The organism is Rhodococcus sp. HM1, from assembly GCF_023218075.1.
Taxonomy (GTDB): Bacteria; Actinomycetota; Actinomycetes; order Mycobacteriales; family Mycobacteriaceae; genus Rhodococcus.
In genome coordinates, this window is record NZ_JALPTB010000018.1 from 78,179 (window position 1) to 101,275 (window position 23,097).

A 23,097-nucleotide genomic window follows, 5' to 3' on the forward strand; every position below is an offset into this window, starting at 1 on the left:
GGTGCGATGCCGCTAGTCGGTGACACCCTCGGCCCTCGCCGCGGCCGCGACGGCCTCGGCGACGGCGGGTGCGACGCGCGGATCGAGCGGGCTCGGAACGATCTTGTCCACCGCCAACTCATCGCCGACAACCGAGAGGATGGCCTCGGCGGCAGCGAGCTTCATGCCCTCGGTGATGCGGCGGGCACCGGCGTCGAGGGCGCCCTTGAACACACCGGGGAAGGCCAGCACGTTGTTGATCTGGTTCGGGAAGTCGCTGCGGCCGGTCGCGACGATTGCGACGTGCTTGCTCGCGACCTCCGGGTGGATCTCCGGGTCCGGGTTCGACAGCGCGAACACGATCGCGTCGTCGGCCATGGTCGCAACGATCTCCTCGGGCACGGTGCCGGCGGAGACACCGACGAACACGTCGGCTCCGTCGAGGGCCTCGATGAGCCCGCCGTGGCGACCGGCCGGGTTGGTGCGCTCGGCGAGGTCGGCCTTGATCGGGCCGAGCTCGGTGCGCTCACGCGAGACGATGCCCTTGGAGTCGAGCACGACGACGTCGGTGGCACCGGCGGCGAGCAGGATGTTGGTGCACGCGACACCGGCGGCACCGGCGCCGGAGACGACGATGCGCAGGTCCGCGATGTTGCGGTTCTGGACCTTGACGGCGCCCATGAGCGCGGCGAGCACCACGATGGCGGTGCCGTGCTGGTCGTCGTGCATGACCGGGCAGTCGAGGGCCTCGACGACGCGCTTCTCGATCTCGAAGCAACGCGGGGCCGAGATGTCCTCGAGGTTCACGGCGCCGAAGCTCGGACGCAGCCGGATCAGGGTCTCGACGATCTCGTCGGGGTCCTTGGTGTCGAGAACGAGCGGGATCGAGTTCAGGCCCGCGAACTTCTTGAACAGCGCGGACTTGCCCTCCATCACCGGCAGCGAGGCGCGCGGCCCGATGTCTCCGAGACCGAGCACGGCGGTGCCGTCGCTGACGACGACCACCAGGCGGTCGGTCCAGGTGTAGCGGGCGGCGAGGGTCTCGTCGGCGGCGATCGCGCGGCTGACCTGCGCGACACCCGGGGTGTACGCGATCGACAGGTCGCGCTGGTTCTCGAGCGGCGACGTGAGCTCGACGGACAGCTTGCCGTCGATGTGCGCGTCGAAGATCTCTTCGTTGGTCAGTTCGACCTTGCTGGGCGTTGGTGCGTCGGACACGATAGACACGATGACACTCCTGCTGGTTCCGTGACCACCCAGGTCGCGGTTACTGCGAAGTAGCTGCGACGATTTACCATTCGTTCGCAGGTGCTTCGCCAAGGACAAATTCTGTGAAGCATCCGGGCGCGATCACGATTACCGCTGTACTACGCTGTACGACTTCCGGAGCGTGATGGCGCCGTGGCTGGTGAGCCCTGGCGACGAGCCCTTGTACAGGGGTCTGCCATCGTCCGGCATCGGGGGGTATCTCCGGCGCCGGATTGGACGCAAGTTTGCCACCTTCACAACGGAACAATCAAATCGCCACACATTGCGAAGCTCTCACTTTTCGAGCGTCCCACCTGTGAGTTTCGACGAAACCGGGGGTCTTGTCCACGTAACGGACGAATTACTCACGGGTAGCAGGGAAGATACGGGGCGTCATCCCCACCACTGCGTGAACATCAGGAAAGCCGCAGTGACAAACACCACAGCGGAACCGGGTAGAGCGGACAGCCCGCGACGGCGATCCGCGGATATCTGAGCCGCGATCACGACGATCGCGGCCACCACGTGAGCCGCCACGGATTCGACGCCCGGCCCCGGCACTCCCCGATTCCCGGCGAGGTACTGGGCGCCGCCCACGACCAAGGCGAGTATCACGACCGCGCCGCACACCAGTCCGGACAGCGTCCGCACCGCGCGCACGGCGACGTTGTCCCGCCGGCCGGCACGATCGAACACCTCCGTCGGCGAATCCGACGCGTCGTAGTACTGATGGTCGTAGTACTCATTGTCGTAGTACTCGGTGTCGTCATTGCCCGCGGCGTAGTACCGATCGTCGTAGTCGTCCCCGTACGACTCGCGGCCCCGCCGACCCCACGCACTCATCCGACGACCACCTCGACACCCGAGGTCCGTGCGATCAGTTCCTCGAGCGCCGCCGGGTGCGTCGTGAATCGGCCGATGCCGATGTCCTTGTTCGCGCCGTGGTAGTCCGACGACCCGGTGACGAACAGCCCGAGGTTCGCCGCCATGTCCCGCATCAGCCGCACGTCCGCGGCGTCGTGATCGGGATGCTCGGCCTCGAGCCCGCCGAGCCCGTGGTCGACGAGTTCCTCGACGTGGTCGAGCGCCAGCAACCTGCCGCGCGCCCGCGCGCGGGCGTGCGCGAGCACCGTCACTCCCCCGGCCGCCGTCACCATGCGCACCGCATCCTCGAGGGCGGTGTCGTCCTTGGGCACGTAGTAGCGGCCCCGCGGCGACAGCAGATCGGTGAAGGCCGCACCGACCGTCGGAACCACCCCGGCCTCGACCAGCGCCCGCGCGAGGTGGGGGCGTCCCGCCACGGGCCCCGCCGCCTCGACGACGCTCTCCGGATCCGGCAGCAGGCCGTCCTCGGCCATCCGGTACGCCATCGCACGGATCCGCCCGACCCGCTCGGTACGGAGTCGTTCCCGTTCCGCTGCGAACACCGGGTCGGCTGGATCGAACAGGTACGCGAGCAGATGCACCGCGACCGGATGCCCGTCCTCACCGCGGCCGGTGCACGACATCTCCATCCCGCGCACCAGCGTCATCCGGGACGGCAGCGCCGCGACCGCCTCGTCCCAGCCCGCGGTCGTGTCGTGATCGGTAAGCGCAACGACGTCCAGCCCCGCCGTCGCGGCGGCACGGACCAGGTCCGCCGGCGTGTCCGTTCCGTCGGAGGCCGTCGAATGGGAATGCAGATCGATGCGCACCCCTCCAGTTTGTCAGGCGCCGGCCGCACACAGCTCGAGGCAACGCCCCGGGCGGCGTCCGCGGGCGGGTTAGCATGGCCGGGCCGAGCTGCCGCGCGGAAGGGAACCGATGCCGAACCTGCCGTCCCGCCGCGACGCCGACTCCCGAGCCGTCCCCGTCCCCGCCGAAGAGGCCGTCGTCGACTGCGCGGTCTACATCGACGGCAGGCGCCTGCCCGGCCGGTACACGCACTCGGACGCGCTCGCCGAGGTGCGCAGCCGCGGCGAGGGCTTCGTCTGGCTGGGACTGCACGAACCCGACGAACACCAGATGACGAGCGTCGCCCGGACGTTCGGCCTGCACGAGCTGATGGTCGAGGACGCGGTGCACGCGCACCAGCGGCCCAAGCTCGAGCGGTACGACGACGTGCTGTTCCTGGTGCTGCGCACCGTCAACTACGTCGAGCACGAATCGGTGACGACCACCAACGAGATCGTCGAGACCGGCGAGATCATGATCTTCACCGGCCCCGACTTCGTGGTGAGCGTGCGGCACGGCGACCATTCCGGGCTGTCCGACGTCCGGCACCGGCTGGAGCAGTCACCCGGCCGGCTCGCGCTCGGGCCCGCGTCGGTGCTGCACGCCGTCGCCGACTACGTGGTGGACAGCTATCTGGCGGTGACCACCCTGGTCGAGCCGGACGTCGACGACCTCGAGGAACTCGTGTTCACGCCCAGCACCCGCATCGCCGTCGAACAGATCTATCTGCTCAAGCGCGAGATCGTGGAACTGCGCCGCGCGGTGGTCCCGCTCGCCACGCCGCTGCAGCAGCTCACCCGAGGACAGGGCCACCCGATCCCGAAGGACGTGCGCCGCTACTTCCGGGACGTCGCCGACCACCACACCACCGTCGCCGAACGCATCGCGACGTTCGACGAAACGCTCAGCACCCTGCTCGACGCCGCGATCGCGAAGGTCACCGTGCAACAGAACACCGACATGCGGCGCATCTCGGCGTGGGTCGCGATCGCGGCCGTCCCGACGATGATCGCCGGCATCTACGGCATGAACTTCGACCGGATGCCCGAACTGCACTGGGAATACGGCTACTACCTGGTCGTCGGGGTGATCGTGGTGAGCACCGTCGCCCTGTTCCTGACGTTCCGGCGCAACAAGTGGCTGTGAGAACAGCACTTCTCGACCGTTCCTCCACGGTGCCCGCGGACCGGCGGGATCGTGTGCGCCTGGTCCTCGGGGTCGGGTTCGCGCTCGTCGTGGTGCAGGTGGCGATCCGCGCGGCCGTCGCCGCGGTCGGCGAACTCTACTGGGACGACCTGATCCTGATCGGCCGCGCGGGAACCTATCCGCTGTGGTCCGCGGAGCTGCTGCTGCACGACCACGACGGCCATCTCATGCCGGGCGCATTCGCCGCGGCCGCGCTCGCCGACGCGGTGGCGCCCCTGCAGTGGTGGCCCGCCGCGGTGTCGCTGGTGGTCGGGCAGGCGGTGGCGTCGCTCGCGGTGCTGCGGGTGTTGTGGCTGTTGCTCGGCCCACGCCGGGTCCTGTGGGGACCGCTGCTGTTCTACCTGTTCGCACCGCTGACGCTGCCGGCGTTCGCGTGGTGGGCGGCGGGACTCAACGCGCTGCCGTTGCAGGCGGCGCTGGCGTGGGTCGCGGGGGACGCGCTGCTGCTGGCCCGCACCGGCCGGCGCCGCTACGCGGTGTCCGCGACCGTGGTCACCGCGATCGCCCTGCTGTTCTTCGAGAAGTCGATCCTGGTGCCGTTCGTCGCGTTCGCGACCGTCGCGCTCGCGTACCGGGTCGACGGGCGCGCCCGGCCGGTGCGGCTCGCGGCGCGACGCGGGCGGGTGCTGTGGATAGCCTCGGCGGCGCTGCTCACCGGGTGGGCCGCGTGCTATCTCACGTTCGTCGAATCCCGTTTCGGGATACCCGATCTCGCGATGGTGTCCGGGCTGACGCATCACGGGCTGTCGTACGGGCTGGTGCCGACGTTGCTCGGCGGACCGTGGCAGTGGGAACGCTGGAACCCGAGCCCGCCGTGGGCGACGCCGCCGATCGTGCTGGTCGTCGTGAGCTGGGCGGCGGTGATCGCGGTGCTGGTGTGGAGCGTGCGGCGACGCCGGCGGACGGGATGGGTGTGGGCCGCGGCCGCCGCCTACGTGCTCGCCTCCCTGGCGGCGATGATCAGCACCCGGTTCGGTGCCGAGACCACCTACGAACTGGCGCAGACCCTGCGCTACTTCGCGGACTCGGCGGTGATCGGCGCGATCGCGGCCGCCCTGGCGCTGCGCGCTCCCGCACGGGGTGCACCGGCCCGCATCTCCCCTGTCGTCGCGGCGATCTGTGCGGTCGCGTTCACGGCCGGTTCGCTGTGGTCGACGGTGACGTTCACGCGGAGCTGGGTGGACAATCCGACCGGCGACTATCTCGCCACCGCCCGGGTCGCGCTCACCGCCCACCCGGACGTGCCGATCCTGGACCACCCGGTGTCGGTGTGGGTGCTGCTGCCGGTCACGCATCCGCACAATCTCATCGGATCGGTGTTCTCCGCGCTGCCCGGTCGCGCCGAGATCGCCGACAGCGCCGAGGATCCGGCCGTGCTGGACGACTCCGGCGCGCTCGTCGAAGGAGCCCTGTTCGCCGTGCGGTGGGTGCCGCCGGGACCCGAGCCGGACTGCGGGTACCTGCTCTCGCCCGGCACGACCGTCGCGCTGCCGCTGGACGGCCCGATGATGGAACTGGACTGGACCGTGCAGCTGAACTATTTCGCGTCGCAGCCCGGGCGGATCGAGGTCGGGTTCCCGGGCGCCGACCCCACGCAGGTTCCGGTCGGGTCCGGTCCGGGCACCGTCTACGTCCGGGTGCCGGGCGGTGGGAACGGCCTGCAGGTGCGCTCTCCCGCGACCGGACCGACCGTGTGTTTCGGCGGCGGTCCGGTCGGGGTGATCACGCCGAAATAACCGGATTCGGTCGGTCCGGCCGCGCCCGGCGTCAGCCGGCCCACCCGGCGGCACGCACCGCGGCGACGGCACCGCCGTCGACGAGCAGATCGGTGCCGGTGACGAAACCGGCCTGCGGATCGAGGAGGAACGCGACCGCGGCGGCGATGTCGTCGGGCGTGCCGAGGCGACCGGTCGCGGACATCTCGACCATCGCGCGCATGTTCGCGCCGGACTCGCCGGCGAGTTCCTCCTGGCCCATCGGGGTGGAGATGACGCCGGGGCTGATCGAGTTGATGCGGGCACCCCGCGCGCCCCACGCGGCGGCCGCCGCCTGCACGCGCAGAGCGTTCGCGCGCTTGGCGACCACGTAGGCCATCGCGGGATGCCCCAGCGTTTCCGGTGCGAGGAACGGCAGGTCGAGCAGTTCGCCGGTCGGGGTGGTCGCGAGCGCCTTCTCCTGGTCGGCGGGCAGCCCGCCGGACATGTGCCCCGCCATGCTGGCGATGACGACGCCCGCACCGCCGGACGCGACGACGCGCGCGAACTCGTCGAGGACCAGGGCGACACCGAGCAGGTCGACGCGCAGGATGGCCTCGGTGGGCGCCTGCACGGGCGAGAGCCCCGCGGTGTGCGCGATGTGGGTGACGCGCCCGAGTCCGGCGGCGGCGTCCGCGAGGGCGACGACCGAATCGCGTTCGGAGACATCGACTGTCCGTTCGGTGACGTCGTGGCCCTCGCCGCGCAGTGTCGCAGTCGCTGCCGCGAGCGTGGTCTCGTCGAAATCGGCGAGCAGCACCTTCCGGCCGCTGCCGAGGCGGCGGGCGATCGCCAGTCCCATGCCGCCTACGCCGATGACGACGACGACGTCCTTGTCCATCCGTGCCTCCCGTGGTGATCGGATGGACGCGACTGTAGAGCAGGAGCGACCCGGATCACATCACGCAGCAGGAGTGGATCGCGTCACATCCGTGGCTGGCCTCGGTTCGGGTCGCGCACGTCGATGCCGGCTTCGGTCCACGCGTCGCGCAGCGCACCGGCGCCGCGCAACCGCTTCCACGCGGCCTCGGTGCCGGTGAGCGGTACGGCGTCGAAGAACCGGACCGGATCGGCGGGTTCGGGCAGCTCCAGGTCGGGAATGTCGCTGGGTCCGAGCAGCACCGCGGTGAACGGCGCGTTCTCCCACAGTGGTTCACCGAGATCGAGCAGTGCGTCGTCGGTCAGGACGACACCTTCGACGGCGGGCAGCGCCGCGAGGATCGCGAGGGTGCGGTGAACACCGGCGGTGATGCCCTCCGCATTCCGCAGGCTCAGGACCAGCTCGGCGCGGGGGCCCCGGGTGGGATCGGCGACCATCGCCGTGGGATCGCCCATGGGATGCCGCGAACAGCCGAGCGTGACGAACCGGGTGACCCCGGAGTCCGTCGACCGGAACCGCAGCACCTCGATGGGTTCGAGACCCAGGAACGTCACCGATGCCGATTCCGGGTCGGCACCGGACGCACCGGCGACATGCTCGGTGAGGTGGGCACGGACTGCAGGGAGTACAGCGTCGGTCACCCCTGCAATGTACGCCGCGCGCGGCATTCGTCCCGGGTGGCGGGTCAGCGGTCGTCGTCGACGAATCGCACCCGGTGGTCGGCGGTCGCCGGGGCCGCGAAGTCCAGCAGCCGCAGCCCTTCCGCTTCGAGCGCGGACCGGTTCGCGGCCGTGAGCCTGCGCCACGGTGTGATATCCAGTGCCGCAGCCTGTTTCGTGATCCTCAGGTCGGCGATACCCGCGACGGTCCCGCCGACGAGTACGGCCGGCTTGACGATGCCGTTCTGCGTCATGATGCGGCGCCGGTTCTCGTCCGAGATCAGCCGCGACCGGTCGGCATGCGAGAGCAGCACGTTGTCGTAGGGCGCGAGGATGCGCGCCGGGGCGGGGGTCGCGGGATCGGGGCGCGGTGCGTCGGGCAGGTCGAACAGTTCGACGCCGCGCTCGTCGCGGAAGACCTCGAGCCGCGGCCGCAGCCGCTCGAAGACCTCGCCGAGCCGGGTGAGCCCGCACCACGCCTGCGCGTCCCGCACGCTCGCGGGCCCGAACGCCCCGAGGTAGCGCAGCAGCAGCGACTCCGGGTCCGGTGCGACCGGCGGGTGACCGGTCCACTCGTCGAGCACGGCCAGCCGCGGCTGCCCGGACCTGCCCCACAGACCGCGCGGCGGCACCTGCACCATCGGCACGAGTCCGCGTACCCCGTGCGCGAGGGCTTTCGGGTCGCGGCCCGGGAACCGTTCGGCGAGCAGCGGTTGCAGTTCCTGCTGACTACGCGGCACGTCGCGGACCAGTTCGCGTCCGGCGGCGGCGAGCGCGTCCCGATCCACCCCGGCCAGCGCGGCGGCGTAGGCGGTGTTGGTGTCCAGGTCGCGGTCGAGCAGCGGCTGCACCCACGGACGCAGCGCGGCCGCGTCTGCCGCCGAGACCGCGAAGATCGTGCCGCGCATGAGGACGATCCGCACGACCGTGCGGGCGGCGATGAGGCCGGAGAGGGACTCGGGTGCGAATCGCCCGATCCGGCTCCACAACGCGAGATAGGGCGGGAGGGATGCCTGCGCCTGAAGACCCAGCAGGTGCTCGATCATCGGCAGTGGACCGAGGTCGCTGCGGCGCAGCAGGTGCTGGCGCGCGAGGGTCGCGCGGCCGAGCTCACGGTTCGTGAGGGTGCGGGGCGTCACCGACCCACCTTCGCACCCCTGTGTCCCGCGTGCCGGTTGCTCGCACGCTGTCGTGGTTCGTCACTGCTACGGTCGGCTGATGGCGAGATCGGACACGTTGCGTACCAGACTGTTGCTACCCGCACTGTGTCTCATCGTCACCACCGTCGCCGTGATGCAGACCGTCGTGGTGCCCATCGTCGGCACCATCCGCGCGCAACTCGGCGTGAGCACCACCGCCTCCGGCTGGCTGCTCACCGCGAACCTCCTGGCCGCAGCGGTCGCGACCCCCGTCCTCGGACGGCTCGCCGACCTTCGCGGCAAACGCGCGATCCTCATGGGAATCCTGTGGGTGGTGCTGGCCGGGTCGCTGCTGTGCGCGCTCACCGATTCGTTCGCGCTGCTCGTCGTCGGCCGGGTGCTGCAGGGGGCCTCGTACGCGTTGTTCCCCGTGGGCATCGCGGTGCTCCGCGAGGAGATCGCCCCGGATCGGCTCGTCGGCGCGATGGGGCTGCTGTCCGGAACGATGGGCGTCGGCGGGGCGATCGGCATGGTTCTCACCGGCACGACCGTGTCGGGCGACACCGACTACCGGCGGGTGTTCTGGCTGTTGGTGCTGTTCAACCTCGCCGGGCTGGTGATGGCGTTCGTCGTCGTCCCGAAACGTGTCGCTGCGGCGCACGGCCGGATCGACTGGGCCGGGGCGGTACTGCTGTCGCTCGGGCTGGCCCTCGCGCTGCTGGCGCTGTCGGAGGGCGGCACGTGGGGCTGGGGTTCACCGGCGACGTTGCTGTGTGCGGCCGGCGGCCTGACCGTGCTCGCCGGCTGGTTCGCGTTCGAACGGCACGTCGACGAACCGCTCGTCCCGCCGCGCATGCTCACCCACCGGCCCGTGCTCGTATTGCATCTGACGGGACTGCTCGTGGGAGTCGCGATGTTCGTGAACTTCCTCGCGACATCGTACTTCGTCCAGACCCCGCCGGCGGCGGGCTACGGATTCGGTGCGACGGTGCTCGAGGCCACCGCCGTGTACATGCTGCCGGGCGCGCTGGTCGGGGTGATCGCCGCGGCACTGGCGGGCCGTCTCGTGCATCGATTCACCGCCAAACGGGTCCTCGGGGTGTCCTGCGTGATCGGCACGGCCGGGTTCGTGCTCATCGCCGTGCTGCACGACCTGAGCTGGCACATCATCGTCTCGGGCATCCTCGTCTCGGTCTTCGTCAGCCTCGCCTACGCGGCGCTGCCGGCGCTGCTCGTCGCCGAGGTCCGGCCCGACGAGACCGGCGTCGCCAACAGCATCAACTCGATCGCCCGGACCATCGGCAGTTCCCTGAGCAGCGCGCTGGTCACCACGCTGCTCGCGACGCTCGTCGGCGCGGGCGGATTCGCGAAGCAGTCCGCCTTCGTCGCCGCGTTCGGGCTCGCCGCGGTCGCCGCGACCGCCGCCGCGGTCCTGGTGTTCGTCACGGTGCGGGCACCCTCGCGGCCACTCACCGACGTCGAGGAGGACGAGGTCGAGGCGACGGCGCTGGCCGCGGAATGGGCCGTGGTCGACGGGCTCGCCGGCGGCCGGGTCCCTACTACCGGCAGAACCGATCTCGCAGGTACGCCGGAGCACCCGTAACGGGAATTCCCCGTGTAGGTCCGGTCCCGATCACCACGGGACGTGATACAGCACGCTCGACACGAGGGCAGCGACCGCGAGGACGAGGAACGTCAGGACGTTCGCGAGCCGCCCCGGATCGTGGTCGCGCACCCGTATGTGGGCGCCGACGGCGGCGAGGAAGTACAGCACGAGAGCGACCGCCGTGACCACGCCGAGCACGGGGACCGCGAATCCCACGATCAGCCCGACCGCACCCGCCCCCAGGAGCGCCCCCAGTCGCGGCACCCACGAGCGGGGCAGCTCCACGACGTCGGCTGCGGCCACGACGAGCCGGTGCCGAACCAGGCTCAGCGTGGCGGCACTCGCCATCGCGACGGCGGCCAGGACGGTGATTGCGATGTATGCGGTGTCCATGAGCTTCTCCGTCCGATAGTCCTGTCGTCTGTTCGACGATTCGGACGCCCGGATCGTGACTCCCGCATCGGGCTCGTCCCCATCCACGACGCGTTTCGGAATCCGCCCCCGCTGCAGCGTGGGCGGATTCGCATTCACCGCGTCGATCGTCGGAGCTTCGGTCACTCACCCCGCAGACGGCTGACCGCTGCATTCGCCGCCGAGGCCGCGCGCTCGGCCTCCTTCGCGTCCTGCGCCGCGGCTTTGGCGGCACTGCGCGCGAACTCGCGCTGCTCTTCGGCGTGCTGGAGTTGTTCGCGCAGCTCCCGCACCCGCGTCTCGTGGCGAGTAAGTTCCTGCTCGGCTCGTTCGGCCGCGGCGCGGGCCTCGACGACGGCCGCCTGGGCGGCTTCCGCGTCGGCGATCGCGCGTTTCAGTTCGGCCGCGCGGGCCTTCTCCTTCTCCTTCTCGGCGGCGCGCGCCTGTTCGTCCTCGGACTCCTCGGTCGCGGTGTCCTTCGCCCGATCGCGGACGACGTGCAGCGGAGCCGCACCGGTGTCTCCGAATCCGCTGTATTCGAGCGAGGTTTCGAGCCGCCCGGCACGCACCCGTTCCTCGATGTCCGGGTCGGCGAGAGCGGCGTTGAGGGTCTGCCCGACCTCACGCAGCGCCGCCTCGCTCACCCGGCGTCCGCGCGCGACGGCGAGACGGCCCGCCTCCCGTTCGAGCGCCCCGACCGCGTGCCGACGCTGGTTCGACAGCTTGCGCAGATCGCTGCCGGACAAGCGGCGTTGGGCCTTGCGCAGGGCCTCGCCGAGGTCGAGCAGCGCGGCGAGTTCGTCGGCGCGGTCGCGGGCGAGCAGATTCACCAGCCACGCCGCGACCGTCGGTTTGCGCAGCCTGCCGATCGCCGCTGCCGTGTCCCGATCGCCTGCCTTGCGGGCCTGCGCGACGTATTCGTCCCTGGCCGCGACGAAGTCGTTCGGGTCGAGGCCGTACAACTCGTCGGCGATCTCCTCGGGATCCACGTCTGCGTCCGCCACCGCGTCACCGGAACTCGTCGACGTGGGCGTGCGCCCACTGGGCGAAGGTCGTGGCCGGTCGGCCGAGAACGTCCTCGACGGTCCGCGTGACCTGCTGCGGACGACCGATCATGGATGCTCTGCCGTCGAGATACCAGCCCGCGTACTCCCCCATCGACCGTTTCAGCAACGTCTCCGCCTCTTCGCGGCTCACCTCGCGGAACGGCACCTCACGGCCGAGCGCCCGGCCGATCTCGCGGACGATGTCGGGGTGGCTGAGCGACTCGGGGCCGGTCAGCTCGTAGGTGCGGCCCGCATGGGCGTCGTCGAGCAGTGCCCGGGCAGCGACCGCCGCGATGTCCTCGAGGGCGATCGGGGCGGTCGCCGCCGTCGGGTACGCACCGCGCACCTCGCCGGTGGTGCGGATCTGTTCCGCCCAGATCAGGGCGTTCGACATGAACTCCCCCGGCTCGAGATGCGTGCAGGCCAGTCCGGATCGTTCGACGTCGGCCTCGATGCCGTGCCAATCCGAGCCTTCCCCGCCGGTCAGCGTCACGATCCTGCGCACACCGGCGTCCCGGGCCAGCTGCGCGACCGCACCGGCCACGGCCGGCACCGGCGCCAGGTAGAGGACGTCGACGCCGTCGAACACACCGTCCAGCGACTCCGGCCGGCCCACGAATCCCTTCGCGACCTCGACCCCATCGGGCAGCGCGGCACGAACCGGGTTCACCGTCAGCGCCCGGATCGGGAGAACGGACCGTTCGGTCCCGGCGCGCACGAGCTCGTCGACGACCAACCGCCCCACATTGCCCGTGGCTCCGGTCACGAGGATCGTCATGGGGCGAGACTACGTCGATCCCGCCGCGCAGGGAGCCGGTCCAGGGCGTGTCTCCTGATCCCTCTCGGATGCACCTGGCGATTGGGCGACTGGTGCGCCGAAATGGGGATTGGGAGACATGCCCTAAATGGCCAGCTTGGCGAGCAGGTCGCGGGCCCGTTCGGCGCTCTTCGGTTCGCACAGCACGTCGTAGCGGCCGGCGACCAGCTGCATCGTCGACGAGAAGTCCCGCTGGCCGCGTGTCGCGGCATACGGGATGGTCGCCGAAATCAGACCGAACACGATGCCACCGACCAGGCCGACGAGCAGCGGACCGAGGAAATCGGTCGAGAAGATTCCCAGCAGGAGACCGAAGAACAGGCCGAGCCAGGCACCCGACACGATTCCCCCGCCGATCACCTTCGGCCACGTCAACCGGCCGGTGACACGCTCGACCTGCATGAGGTCGACACCGACGATCGTGACGTCCTGAACCGAGAAGTTCTGATCGGACAGGTAGTCGACGGCGTGCTGGGCCTCGGCGTAGGTCGCGTACGACCCGACCGGCCAACCACTCGGCGGGGTCGGCAGACCCGGGGCGGGTCGGCCGGGCTGTCCGAGAGGGTTCGTCATGGGCATGAACTCCTTTTCGCGGGGCGACCCGCACGTCGCTTCGCAGTCGGGGGCGGCGCACAGCTCCGGCTGTGCGCACGTGTCCATTCTGCCCGGTTGACGACTCCCGCGTGGCTACTGCGGCGGGTCGAACACCGTGGTGCGCGTCATGCCCGCCGCGCGGCCCTTCGCGGAGATCACCAGAGCCATCTTCCGGCTGGCCTCGTCGATCATCTCGTCCCCGAGCATCGCCGCGCCGCGCGCGCCGCCGGCGGCCGAGGTGTGCCACTCGTAGGCGTCGAGGATCATCTCGGCCTTGTCGTAGTCCTCCTGCCGGGGGCTGAAGACCTCGTTGGCCGCGTCGATCTGGCTCGGGTGCAGCACCCACTTGCCGTCGAAACCGAGGGCGGCGGTGCGCTGCGCCGACCGGCGGAACGCCTCGACGTCGCGAATCTGCAGGTAGGGACCGTCGATGGCCTGCAGCCCGTGGGCGCGGGCGGCCATGAGGATCGTCATCAGGATGTGGTGGTAGGCGTCCCCGCGGTCGTACCCGTCGGGCTGTTCGCCGACGACGAGGGTGCGCATGTTGATGCTGGCCATGAAGTCGGCGGGACCGAACACGAGCGTCTGGACGCGCGGGCTGGCCGTCGCGATCTCGTTGATGTTGGTCAGGCCGATGGCGTTCTCGATCTGCGGTTCGATACCGATCGCGCCGACCTCGAGGCCGTGCGCCTTCTCCACCTGCGTGAGCAGCAGATCCAGGGCCTTGACGTGGCTCGCGTCGGGCACCTTGGGCAGCAGGATCGCGTCGAGGTGCGCGCCCGCGCCGCCGACGACGGACGTGACGTCGAGGTAGGTGGCGTCGGTGGTCCAGTCGTTGACGCGCACGACCTTGAGCTGCTCGCCCCAGCCGCCCTCGTTGAGCGCGTCGACGATGTTCGTGCGGGCCTCTTCCTTCGCCAGCGGCGACACCGCGTCCTCGAGGTCCAGGAAGATCTCGTCGGCGGGCAGGCCCTTCGCCTTCTCGATCATCTTCCGGCTGCTTCCGGGGACGGCGAGTACGGATCGACGCGGCTTGTACGAGAACGACATGAGCTGGACGGACCTCCCGTTTGCAGTTTCGGCGCCCCCACGCCCTGACCCGGCCATCATGTCAGCAGTGACCGAACCCTGAACGACCACCCGTCTGTGGCGTGGATTTCACGGCGGGGGCGCGGGTCCGGGCGGTGCGGCGTGACCGGCGGGGGCCGCTCTTATGCTTGGCTGGTCCGGCACCGAATTCGTGGGGAGTGACCACTTGGCAGCAGTGAGCAAGGTGTTCGCGGCCAGGCTTGCGGGCCTGGTCGTTCTCGGACCCGACGGCGAATCGATCGGTCGCGTCCGCGACGTCGTGCTCACCATCCGGATGGGACGCCAGCAGCCGCGTGTCATCGGCCTCGTCGTCGAGCTGCCCACCCGGAGGCGGATCTTCGTGCCGATGCTGCGCGTCACCGCGATCGAGCCGGGCGCGGTGACCCTCACGACCGGAAACGTCAGTCTGCGCCGATTCAAACAGCGCCCGACCGAGATCCTCGCCCTCGCCCAGGTGCTCGATTCGAAGGTCCGGGTCGACGACCCGGAACTGCCCGAGCTCGCCGGGGTCGACGCGGTCGTCGTGGATCTCGGCATCGAGCTGACCCGCACCCGCGACTGGCTCGTCACGCGCGTCGCGGTACGGCAGCACCGGGGCCGGCTCGCCCGGCGCTCGGCGATCCACGTCGTGCGGTGGCAGCACATCTCCGGGCTCACCGCGGCAACGCTGGCCATGCCCGGCCAGGGCGTCTCGCAACTGCTGCTGCAGTTCGAGGACATGCGCCCGGCGGACGTCGCGCTGGCGCTGCGGGAACTGCCCGAGAAGAGGCGCAACGAGGTCGCGGTCGCGCTGGACGACGAACGCCTCGCCGACGTCGTGCAGGAGTTGCCCGCCGACGACCAGACCGAGCTGCTCACCAGCCTCGGTGTCGATCGCGCCGCCGACGTGCTCGAGGCGATGGACCCGGACGACGCGGCCGACCTGCTCGGTGAGCTCCCCGAAACCGAAGCCGAATCGCTGCTGCAGTTGATGGACCCCGAGGATTCGGAGCCGGTGCGCCGCCTGCTCGAGCACTCGCCCGACACCGCCGGTGGTCTGATGACCCCGGAGCCGGTCGTGCTCACCCCGGCCACGACGGTTGCGGAGGCGCTGGCGCGGGCACGCAACCCGGACCTGACACCGGCGCTGGCGTCGATGCTGTTCGTCGTTCGGCCCCCCACCGCGACCCCCACGGGCCGCTACCTCGGCTGCGTGCACCTGCAGCAGTTGCTGCGCGAACCGCCCGCGAGCCTGGTCGGCGGCATCGTCGACAACGACCTGCCCCGGCTCGATCCCGGCGATTCCCTGACGGCCGTCACCCGGTACTTCGCGACCTACAACCTGGTGTGCGGTCCGGTGGTCGACGACGAACAGCATCTGCTCGGCGCGGTGACGGTCGACGACGTGCTCGATCACCTGCTGCCCGAGGACTGGCGTGAAGAGGAGACCGACGATGAGTGACCGCACCACTCTGGCCAGCCAGCGTCTCGACACGCCGCGGTCGTCCCGGTTCCGGCTCAACTTCGACGCGGAGGCCGTCGGCCGGGTCAGCGAGTCGATCGCGCGCTTCCTCGGGACCGGCCGCTATCTGCTGATCCAGACGATCATCGTCGTGGTGTGGATCTCCCTGAACATCCTCGCGGTGGACCTGAAGTGGGATCCGTACCCGTTCATCCTGCTCAACCTGGCGTTCTCGACCCAGGCGGCGTACGCGGCACCGTTGATCCTGCTGGCACAGAACCGTCAGGAGAACCGCGACCGGGTCTCGCTGGAGGAGGACCGCGCGCGGGCCGAGCAGACGAAGGCGGATACCGAGTTCCTCGCACGGGAACTCGCCGCCCTGCGGCTCGCGGTCGGCGAGGTCGCGACCCGCGACTATCTGCGCCGCGAACTGGACGACCTGCGTGCCCTGCTCGTCGACACCGAGGACGAGTCCGCCCGGTCCGGGAGCCAGGCGAAGGCACGCAGCGCGCGGCGCTGACGCCACCCGGTGCGCGGCGCTGACGTCATCCCGAGCGAGCACTCGGCTCGACTGTTCTGTAATCTCCGTCACAGACATGCCGGGTCGGGCGGCGTGGGGGTCCGAGTTCGTGGCTGTGCAGGAAGTGCTGTGCAGGACATGTGAGGGGTGGTCGTGTGCGGTGGCAGGGTCTGATCGCGGTGCCGGTGATTCTCGCGGCGGGATATGCGGCCGCCTCGTCGTCGGCAGCACCGTTGACCGAACCGGCTGCCGCGGCCGAGGAAGCCGTGACGACCACGGCCGGGGCCGTGGGGATCGTCCCGGGCACTCCCGCGCCGGGTACCCCGCCACGCGGCCCGGCGGCCGCCCCCGCGGGCATTCCCACCGACCCGCTGGCGCAGTTCCCGCCGGATGTCACGGTCCCACCCGGCGAGCCGTCCCCCGTGCTCGCGGCGGAGGGTCCCCTCGCGGTGCCCGAACTCGTCTACTACGCGTATCGCGCTGCGGAGATGCAGTTGCAGATCGACACGCCCGGGTGCGGGCTGCCGTGGAATCTGCTCGCGGCGGTCGGGCGGCTCGAATCCGGGCACGCCGAGGGGGGCCGTACCGATGTGCTCGGCACACTGAGCACCCCGAAGGTGTCGCCGAACGGTGAACTCGGCCCGATGCAGCTGCCGGCGGCGGTGTGGGAGCAGTACGCGGTGGACGGCAACGCCGACGGACGCACCGATCCGCAGAACGTGTTCGACCAGTCCCTCGCGGCGGGCCACTGGATGTGCGCGAACGAGGCGAACCTGCGGGAGCCGGAGGGCCGCGCCCGGGCGATCGCACTGTTCGACCCCCGCCCGGAATACCGGGTGAACGTCGAGGCGTGGTCGGCTGCGTACGAGAAGGGTGCGGCCACGTCGCCGGGCGTGATCACCCCGCCGCCGATGCCCACGACCACCGTCCGGCCGGTTCCCGACGCCGCGGATGTCGCGGCCCCCGAGCCGGTGGCACCACAGCCGGTCGCATCCCAGCCGGTCGTCGTGGAGGAGCCGGCCGCCGAGCCCGCCCCGGCCGAAGCCGCGCCTGCTCCGGAGGCTCCGGCTCCCGCTCCCCCGGCCCTGCCGGAAATCCCCTGCCTGGTTCCCGCGCTCTGCCAGCAGTAGCGGTGTGTCTTTGTGGCGGCCCAAGCCGCCATAAAGGCACACGGGCGCGCAGCGCACCCTGTTACATCACGTTTGAATAACGGAACAATCTCAGCCCGTGTTATCGTCGGTCGGCCAGATAACGGAGGCATCTCGAAAAGGTGCCCGAGGGAAGGTAGCGAGTGGGCCGGCACAACAAAGTTACGACCTCCAAGTTGCGACGAAATTCCGTCATCGCAGTAACAGGACTCGTACCGGTGGGCCTGGTCACCGCGGCCGCCGCCACCGCGGGCGCGACCTCGAAGAGCTTCCTCGGTATCCACCAGACCGCCGGCTCCGCCGAGGCCGAAACCGCTGCCGCCGACACGACTCCCGCCGAGGTCGTCCGGTCCGTCGCGCCGGTCGCCGACCTGATGGTCGCGCCGGAACCCGCCGCCGCATCCGCCCCGAAGGCCGCGCCGGCACCCGAACCGGAACCGGCCGCACCCGTCGTCCGGCAGCAGGGGCCGCTCGGGATCCCCGCGGTGAACTTCGCCGCCTACCAGAACGCCGAACGCATCCTCGCTGCCGAGAACCCCGGCTGCGGCATGTACTGGACGCTGCTCGCGGGCATCGGCCGTGTCGAATCGGGCCACGCCAACGGCGGACGCGCCTCCGACGACGGCAAGCTCTTCGATCCCGTCATCGGGCTTCCCCTCAACGGCAGCCTGCCCGGCCAGGCCACCATCTACGACACCGACGGCGGCGCCCTCGACGGCGACACCGTCTACGACCGCGCGGTCGGCCCGATGCAGTTCATCCCCACCACCTGGAACCAGTACGCGGGCGACGGCAACGGCGACGGCGTCGCCGATCCGCAGAACCTGTTCGACTCCACCCTGACGACCGCCAAGTACCTGTGCGACGGTGGCCTCGACATGCGCAACGTCGCACAGGCCACCAAGGCCATCCACCGCTACAACAATTCGATGGCCTACGTCGCGAACGTCCTGGCCTGGTCCGCGGCCTATTCGACCGGCATCGAGCCCAGTCCCGTCGACCTGCCGCGCATCCACTGATCCGTACCCGCCTACGATGGGCGCCATGGCAGTGAGTGAATCCGAAATCCGCAGTGCCCTCTCCCGGGTGCAGGATCCGGAGATCCGCAAACCCATCACCGAACTCGGGATGGTCAAGAGCATCGACATCGACGCCGACGGAAACGTCGCCGTCGCCGTCTACCTCACCACCGCCGGGTGCCCGCTGCGCACCGAGATCACCGAACGCGTCACCAAGGCCGTCGCCGACGTCGCCGGGGTCGGTGCCGTCAACGTGACCCTCGACGTGATGAACGACGAACAGCGCACCGAACTGCGCAAGTCGCTGCGCGGGGACTCCACCGAACCGGTCATCCCGTTCGCCCAGCCCGGATCGCTGACCCGCGTCTACGCGGTCGCGTCCGGCAAGGGCGGGGTCGGCAAGTCGTCGGTCACGGTCAACCTCGCGGCCGCGATGGCCGCGCGCGGTCTGTCCGTGGGCGTCCTCGACGCCGACATCTACGGTCACTCGATCCCGCGCATGCTCGGCACCGACGCCAAGCCCACGCAGGTCGAGCGCATGATCATGCCGCCGATCGCGCACGACGTGAAGATGATCTCCATCGCCCAGTTCACGCAGGGCAACACTCCGGTCGTGTGGCGCGGGCCGATGCTGCACCGCGCGCTGCAGCAGTTCCTCGCCGACGTGTTCTGGGGCGACCTGGACGTGCTGCTGCTCGACCTGCCGCCCGGCACCGGTGACGTCGCGATCTCCGTGGCCCAGTTGATCCCGGGCGCCGAGATCCTCGTCGTCACCACCCCGCAGCAGGCCGCTGCGGAGGTCGCCGAGCGGGCCGGGTCGATCGCGCTGCAGACCCGTCAGCGCATCGCCGGTGTCGTGGAGAACATGTCGTGGCTCGAACTGCCCGACGGCACCCGCATGGACGTCTTCGGCACCGGCGGCGGCCAGGCCGTCTCCGAACGGCTCACCCGCGCGGTCGGCGCGCAGGTCCCCCTGCTGGGGCAGATTCCGCTCGACCCGGCGATCCGGGAGGCCGGCGACGCCGGAACCCCGATCGTGCTCAGTGCCCCGGATTCCGCCGCCGGAACGGCGCTGCGCGAGATCGCCGAGAAGCTCGCGGTGCGGCGCCGCGGCCTGGCCGGCATGTCGCTGGGTATCGACACCACCCGTCACCTCTGAGCGTCACGGCCGGCCCCATACCGGGGCTCAGCCGGCGCCGACACCCGATTCGCCCCGTCGCCGCGCGTCCTCGAGCCGCCGGATCAGGGTCGCCGCGTCGAACGGTCCGGTGTGCCGGAGCAGATCCTCCCCGGACACGCCCAGATAGAACGTGGGGGTCTGGGTGATCTCGCCGACCTCGGCGTCGACGGCATCGTCGACGACCCGCAACCGCGTGGCACCGGTCCGCAACGTCTCCTCGAAACGCTCCAGGTCCACACCCAACTCGGCCGCGTAGCCGTAGATGTCGTCCTCGCCGAGGCGGTCGGCGTGCGCGAACAGCTGATCGTGCATCTCCCAGAACAGGTCCTGCTCCGCCGCGGCCTCGCTGGCCTCGGCGGCGAACCGCGCGTTCGGGTGCGCCTCGTCGCGCGGAAGGTGCCGGAACACGTACCGCACCGCGTCCCCGAAATGCGCGTGCACGTCCCGGATGCTGCCGGTGGCCCGGCTGCAGAAGGGGCATTCGAAGTCGCCGTACTCCACGAGCGTCAGCGGCGCGTCGACCGGGCCGCGGATGTGGTCCCGCCCCACCTCGACCGGGCGCGGCAGGAACCGGCTCGTCACCGGGACCGGGCCGCGCCGCCGGTCGTCGATGCGGAACAGCACCCACCCCACCACGGTGGAGACGACGGCGGCGGCGAGCACCGCGACCCGCGCGTCGTTCGCGAGGGTCGGCGACGGGATCGCCAGATCCACGATGAACAGGGAGATGGTGAACCCGATCCCGGCGAGCGCGCCGCCCCCGGCGATCTGCGACAGCGTCAGCCCCGGCGGCAGCGCCCCCGGACGCATGCGGGTGAACAGCGCGACCGCGCCGGTGATGCCGACGAACTTGCCGACCACCAGGCCGAGCAGGATGCCCCACGCGAGCGACGACCGCACCGCGGCACCGACCGCCTCCGCGCTCAGCACCACCCCGGCGTTCGCCAACGCGAACACGGGTACGACGAGAAACGACGTGTAGGGGCCGTAGAGCCGCAGCAGGCGCTCGTTGACGGACACCGCGCGGAGCACACCCAGCTGTGCCGCCCGCGCATAGTCCGAGTTCGGTGACTGCCGGAACGCACGGGCGAGTTCCCCGGCCCTCTCGACCTCGCTGCGCCGGGGTGGATACACCGGAAGTATCAGCGCGATCAACACCCCGGACAGAGTCGGGTGGACACCGGACTCGTAGAACGCCACCCAGGTGGCCGCCGCCACCAGGAAGTACACGACGCCGCGCCAGACCGCGAGGCGACGCAGCAACGCGATCCCCAGCAGCCCGATCGCGCCGAACACGAGAGGCCCGACCCGCAGATCGTCGGTGTAGAACAACGCGATCACGCCGAGCGCCCCGATGTCGTCGGCGACCGCGAGGGTGAGCAGGAAGATCCGCAGCCGGGCCGGGCACCGCGGGCCGACCAGCGCGAGCGCGCCCATGACGAACGCCGTGTCCGTGGAGATCACGACACCCCACGCTCCGGCCGCCTCACCGCTCGGGTTGAGCAGCAGGAACAGCACGACCGGCACCGCCAGCCCGGCGACCGCCGCGACGACCGGGACCGCGGCCCGGGTCCGATCGGTGAGCTCGCCGATGGTCAGCTCACGCTTGACCTCGAGCCCCACGACGAAGAAGAACAACGTCATCAGCGCGTCGTTGACCCAGTGCTGCAGGTCCATGCCGATGCCGTAGTCGCCGATCTGCACGGTCAGCGGCAGATGCCAGAACGCCTCGTAGGAGTCGCCGAGGTTCGCCCAGATCAGCGCCGCCACGGTCGCCGCGAGCAGAAACGCCGCCGACGCCGAATCCTCGTCGGTGATCTCGCGGATGCCGGCGAGCCGGGCCGCGAGACGGCCGCGCCGCACAGGGGTTCGGACCTCCTGTGCTGCCACGGCTATCCGATCAGATCCCGCGCGCTCAGGTCGCGTCGGTGTCGATCGGGGGCAGCTCCCCCGCTCCGAGCGGTTTCGCCGCCGGCGGTTTCGGTGCCGGCTTGTCGAAGTTGCCGGTGAGGATCGAATCGTCGCCGTCGAGCAGATGCTTGGTGATGACGGCCTTCGGGGTCATGCCCCGCAGTTCGTTCAGCTCGGACAGCGGCTTGCGCAGGTCCTCGAACTCCGGTCCGAGTTCGTCCTTGAGCTGCTGGCGGGCGCCGGACGCGTAGTCGCGCACCTGACGCAGCGACTTCGTCACCCAGGAGACCGCGCCGGGCAGCCGCTCGGGTCCCAGGACCACGAGCGCCGCCACGAGGAGCACCATGAACTCGCCCCAACCGATGTTGCCGAACACCGTTCCAGAGTACGTGGTCGGATACCGGGGCGTGCGGTTGACGTGCGCAGATCACAACCGGTGCCCGAGAGGCTCCCGGCCGGTCAGTCCGATTCGGGGGTCACCTGCACGTCGACGAGACGGCCGCTGCGCACGAGCTGGACGGTCACCGGTTCCCCGATCCGCTGCTCGTGAACCGCCACGACCAGCTCGTCCGCGCTGGTCACCGTGCGGTCGCCGACCTTGACGATCACGTCGCCCTCGACGATCCCGGCACGCTGGGCCGGGCTGTCGGCCTGCACGTTCGCGACCTCCGCCCCACTTGCGGCGTCGTTGACGACCGTGCGGGCGTTCACCCCGATCTCCGGGTGGTGCATCTCCCCGCTGCGGATCAGTTCCTGGGCCACCTGCGTGACCGTGTCGATGGGAATCGCGAAGCCGAGCCCGACCGAACCGCCGGTCTCCGTCTTGATCGCCGAGTTGATGCCGATCACGCGACCTTCCGCGTCGACGAGCGGACCACCGGAGTTGCCGGGGTTGATGGACGCATCGGTCTGCACGGCGTCGATCACGGCGTCGGTGTCGGTGCCCTGCCCGCCCAGGCGCATCGGCCGATGCAGGGCGCTGACGATGCCGCGCGTGACGGTCTTGCTCAGGCCGAGCGGCGAGCCGACCGCGATGACGTCCTCACCGACCTGCACGTCGGCGGACCGTCCCAGTTCGGCGACCGTCAGGTTGTCGACGTCCTCGACCGCGAGCACCGCGAGGTCGGTGTGGATGTCGCGGCCGACGATCGAGGCGGGCACCTTGGTGCCGTCGTTGAAGGTCACCTGGATCTTCGCGTCGGGGCTGCTCGCCGCCATCGACACGACGTGGTTGTTGGTGACGATGTACCCGGCGCCGTCGATCACGACCCCGGAACCGGTGCCGGCCTCGTCGCCGAGCGTCACCTGGATCGACACGACCGCCGGGAGCACCGCGTCGGCGACCCGCGCGACCTGCCCGGTGGGCAGTTCGTCGTCGCCGGCGATCTGCGAGAGCGAGACACCGCGGCTGGTCAGGGATCCGTTGTCGGCGGTCACCAGCGCGACGATCAAGCCGCCCACCATGCCGATCGCGACGGCGACCGCCGCGAGGGTCGCGAGAGCGCGCGGTTCGACGCGACGGTCGAACAGCACCTCCCGCAGGGTCAGTTTCCGTCCGGGCGGCAGAACCTGCTCACCCGCCTGCTGCGCGGCGGGTCCGAGCCGTACCGGGGTCGACGGATCGCGCCAGGGATCGGGTTCGGGGGCCTCGTTTCCGGCATCGGCGCCGGCTGCGGCGGGCGGTCGCTGCAGGGTTTCGGGGGCGTCGTCGGGCCGGCCGAACGCCTCGGCGAGGAC

The 23,097-nt window shown here is 70.5% G+C and carries 22 protein-coding genes; 8 read left to right on the forward strand and 14 right to left on the reverse strand.

The window, feature by feature from the left end:
• Positions 1-12 precede the first annotated feature (12 nt).
• From M1M07_RS12170 to M1M07_RS12180, 3 genes are all read right to left on the reverse strand, one after another.
• Complete coding sequence (locus M1M07_RS12170; protein WP_248674314.1) at positions 13-1,206, reverse strand: NADP-dependent malic enzyme; 1,194 nt, start codon at positions 1,204-1,206, stop codon at positions 13-15.
• Between the two features lie 414 nt (positions 1,207-1,620).
• The gene (locus M1M07_RS12175; RefSeq protein ID WP_197257405.1) at positions 1,621-2,070 is read right to left on the reverse strand and encodes a hypothetical protein; all 450 of its coding nucleotides are present in this window, start codon (positions 2,068-2,070) and stop codon (positions 1,621-1,623) included.
• Positions 2,067-2,921, reverse strand: coding sequence for a PHP domain-containing protein (locus M1M07_RS12180; protein ID WP_197257407.1), 855 nt, complete (start codon positions 2,919-2,921; stop codon positions 2,067-2,069). The genes M1M07_RS12175 and M1M07_RS12180 overlap by 4 nt, the downstream gene beginning before the upstream one ends.
• 109 nt (positions 2,922-3,030) lie before the next feature.
• On the opposite strand from M1M07_RS12180, the gene M1M07_RS12185 reads away from it, so the two are divergent.
• Positions 3,031-4,086 carry a magnesium and cobalt transport protein CorA gene (locus M1M07_RS12185; protein WP_248674315.1) on the forward strand — a complete coding sequence of 352 codons (1,056 nt, stop codon included), beginning with the start codon at positions 3,031-3,033 and terminating at the stop codon, positions 4,084-4,086.
• Positions 4,077-5,882, forward strand: coding sequence for a hypothetical protein (locus tag M1M07_RS12190; RefSeq protein ID WP_248674316.1), 1,806 nt, complete (start codon positions 4,077-4,079; stop codon positions 5,880-5,882). The genes M1M07_RS12185 and M1M07_RS12190 overlap by 10 nt, the downstream gene beginning before the upstream one ends.
• A gap of 31 nt (positions 5,883-5,913) precedes the next feature.
• Here the strand turns inward: M1M07_RS12190 and M1M07_RS12195 are convergent, their stop codons facing one another.
• The 3 genes from M1M07_RS12195 to M1M07_RS12205 all read right to left on the reverse strand — a co-directional run bounded on the left by M1M07_RS12195 (position 5,914) and on the right by M1M07_RS12205 (position 8,578).
• Positions 5,914-6,741 carry an SDR family oxidoreductase gene (locus M1M07_RS12195; protein WP_197257413.1) on the reverse strand — a complete coding sequence of 276 codons (828 nt, stop codon included), beginning with the start codon at positions 6,739-6,741 and terminating at the stop codon, positions 5,914-5,916.
• A gap of 83 nt (positions 6,742-6,824) precedes the next feature.
• Positions 6,825-7,421: a suppressor of fused domain protein gene (locus M1M07_RS12200; protein ID WP_197257415.1), complete on the reverse strand. Its 597-nt coding sequence runs from the start codon at positions 7,419-7,421 to the stop codon at positions 6,825-6,827.
• A gap of 44 nt (positions 7,422-7,465) precedes the next feature.
• The gene (locus tag M1M07_RS12205; RefSeq protein WP_248674317.1) at positions 7,466-8,578 is read right to left on the reverse strand and encodes a winged helix DNA-binding domain-containing protein; all 1,113 of its coding nucleotides are present in this window, start codon (positions 8,576-8,578) and stop codon (positions 7,466-7,468) included.
• A gap of 79 nt (positions 8,579-8,657) precedes the next feature.
• Between M1M07_RS12205 and M1M07_RS12210 the strand changes: the two genes are divergently transcribed.
• Entirely contained in the window at positions 8,658-10,181 is a 1,524-nt protein-coding gene (locus M1M07_RS12210; protein WP_197257417.1) for an MFS transporter, read from the forward strand.
• Positions 10,182-10,211: 30 nt separating this feature from the next.
• On the opposite strand, the gene M1M07_RS12215 is transcribed toward M1M07_RS12210, so the two are convergent.
• The 5 genes from M1M07_RS12215 to M1M07_RS12235 all read right to left on the reverse strand — a co-directional run bounded on the left by M1M07_RS12215 (position 10,212) and on the right by M1M07_RS12235 (position 14,102).
• A complete protein-coding gene (locus tag M1M07_RS12215; RefSeq protein WP_197257419.1) occupies positions 10,212-10,577 on the reverse strand; it encodes a DoxX family protein in 366 nt (121 codons plus the stop codon).
• A gap of 161 nt (positions 10,578-10,738) precedes the next feature.
• Entirely contained in the window at positions 10,739-11,599 is an 861-nt protein-coding gene (locus M1M07_RS12220; protein ID WP_248674318.1) for a hypothetical protein, read from the reverse strand.
• A 4-nt stretch (positions 11,600-11,603) separates the two neighbouring features.
• Positions 11,604-12,419 (reverse strand): NmrA family NAD(P)-binding protein, encoded by an 816-nt coding sequence (locus M1M07_RS12225; protein ID WP_248674319.1) that lies wholly within the window; start codon positions 12,417-12,419, stop codon positions 11,604-11,606.
• Between the two features lie 123 nt (positions 12,420-12,542).
• A complete protein-coding gene (locus tag M1M07_RS12230; RefSeq protein ID WP_197250215.1) occupies positions 12,543-13,031 on the reverse strand; it encodes a general stress protein in 489 nt (162 codons plus the stop codon).
• 114 nt (positions 13,032-13,145) lie between these two features.
• Positions 13,146-14,102, reverse strand: a complete 957-nt coding sequence (locus M1M07_RS12235) for a CoA ester lyase (protein WP_197250214.1) — start codon at positions 14,100-14,102, stop codon at positions 13,146-13,148.
• 205 nt (positions 14,103-14,307) lie between these two features.
• Here M1M07_RS12235 and M1M07_RS12240 point away from each other — a divergent pair, with 205 nt between their 5' ends.
• The 5 genes from M1M07_RS12240 (at position 14,308) to M1M07_RS12260 (ending at position 19,428) form a co-directional block, all read left to right on the forward strand.
• Positions 14,308-15,582 (forward strand): CBS domain-containing protein, encoded by a 1,275-nt coding sequence (locus M1M07_RS12240; RefSeq protein ID WP_197250213.1) that lies wholly within the window; start codon positions 14,308-14,310, stop codon positions 15,580-15,582.
• The gene (locus M1M07_RS12245; RefSeq protein WP_197250212.1) at positions 15,575-16,102 is read left to right on the forward strand and encodes a DUF1003 domain-containing protein; all 528 of its coding nucleotides are present in this window, start codon (positions 15,575-15,577) and stop codon (positions 16,100-16,102) included. Before M1M07_RS12240 ends, M1M07_RS12245 begins: the two co-directional genes overlap by 8 nt.
• Before the next feature lie 155 nt (positions 16,103-16,257).
• Positions 16,258-17,232: a hypothetical protein gene (locus tag M1M07_RS12250; protein ID WP_248674320.1), complete on the forward strand. Its 975-nt coding sequence runs from the start codon at positions 16,258-16,260 to the stop codon at positions 17,230-17,232.
• A 161-nt stretch (positions 17,233-17,393) separates the two neighbouring features.
• On the forward strand, positions 17,394-18,269 hold the full coding sequence (locus tag M1M07_RS12255; protein ID WP_248674321.1) for a lytic murein transglycosylase: 876 nt from the start codon (positions 17,394-17,396) through the stop codon (positions 18,267-18,269).
• 25 nt (positions 18,270-18,294) lie between these two features.
• Complete coding sequence (locus tag M1M07_RS12260; RefSeq protein WP_248674322.1) at positions 18,295-19,428, forward strand: Mrp/NBP35 family ATP-binding protein; 1,134 nt, start codon at positions 18,295-18,297, stop codon at positions 19,426-19,428.
• Positions 19,429-19,455: 27 nt separating this feature from the next.
• Here M1M07_RS12260 and nhaA read toward each other — a convergent pair whose 3' ends face one another.
• The 3 genes from nhaA to M1M07_RS12275 all read right to left on the reverse strand — a co-directional run.
• Complete coding sequence (gene nhaA, locus M1M07_RS12265) at positions 19,456-21,339, reverse strand: Na+/H+ antiporter NhaA (protein ID WP_248674323.1); 1,884 nt, start codon at positions 21,337-21,339, stop codon at positions 19,456-19,458.
• A 25-nt stretch (positions 21,340-21,364) separates the two neighbouring features.
• Positions 21,365-21,736 (reverse strand): Sec-independent protein translocase protein TatB, encoded by a 372-nt coding sequence (tatB, locus tag M1M07_RS12270; RefSeq protein ID WP_197250207.1) that lies wholly within the window; start codon positions 21,734-21,736, stop codon positions 21,365-21,367.
• An 83-nt stretch (positions 21,737-21,819) separates the two neighbouring features.
• Positions 21,820-23,097 (reverse strand): S1C family serine protease (locus M1M07_RS12275; RefSeq protein WP_248674324.1); only part of this gene is annotated, 1,278 nt, incomplete at its 5' end.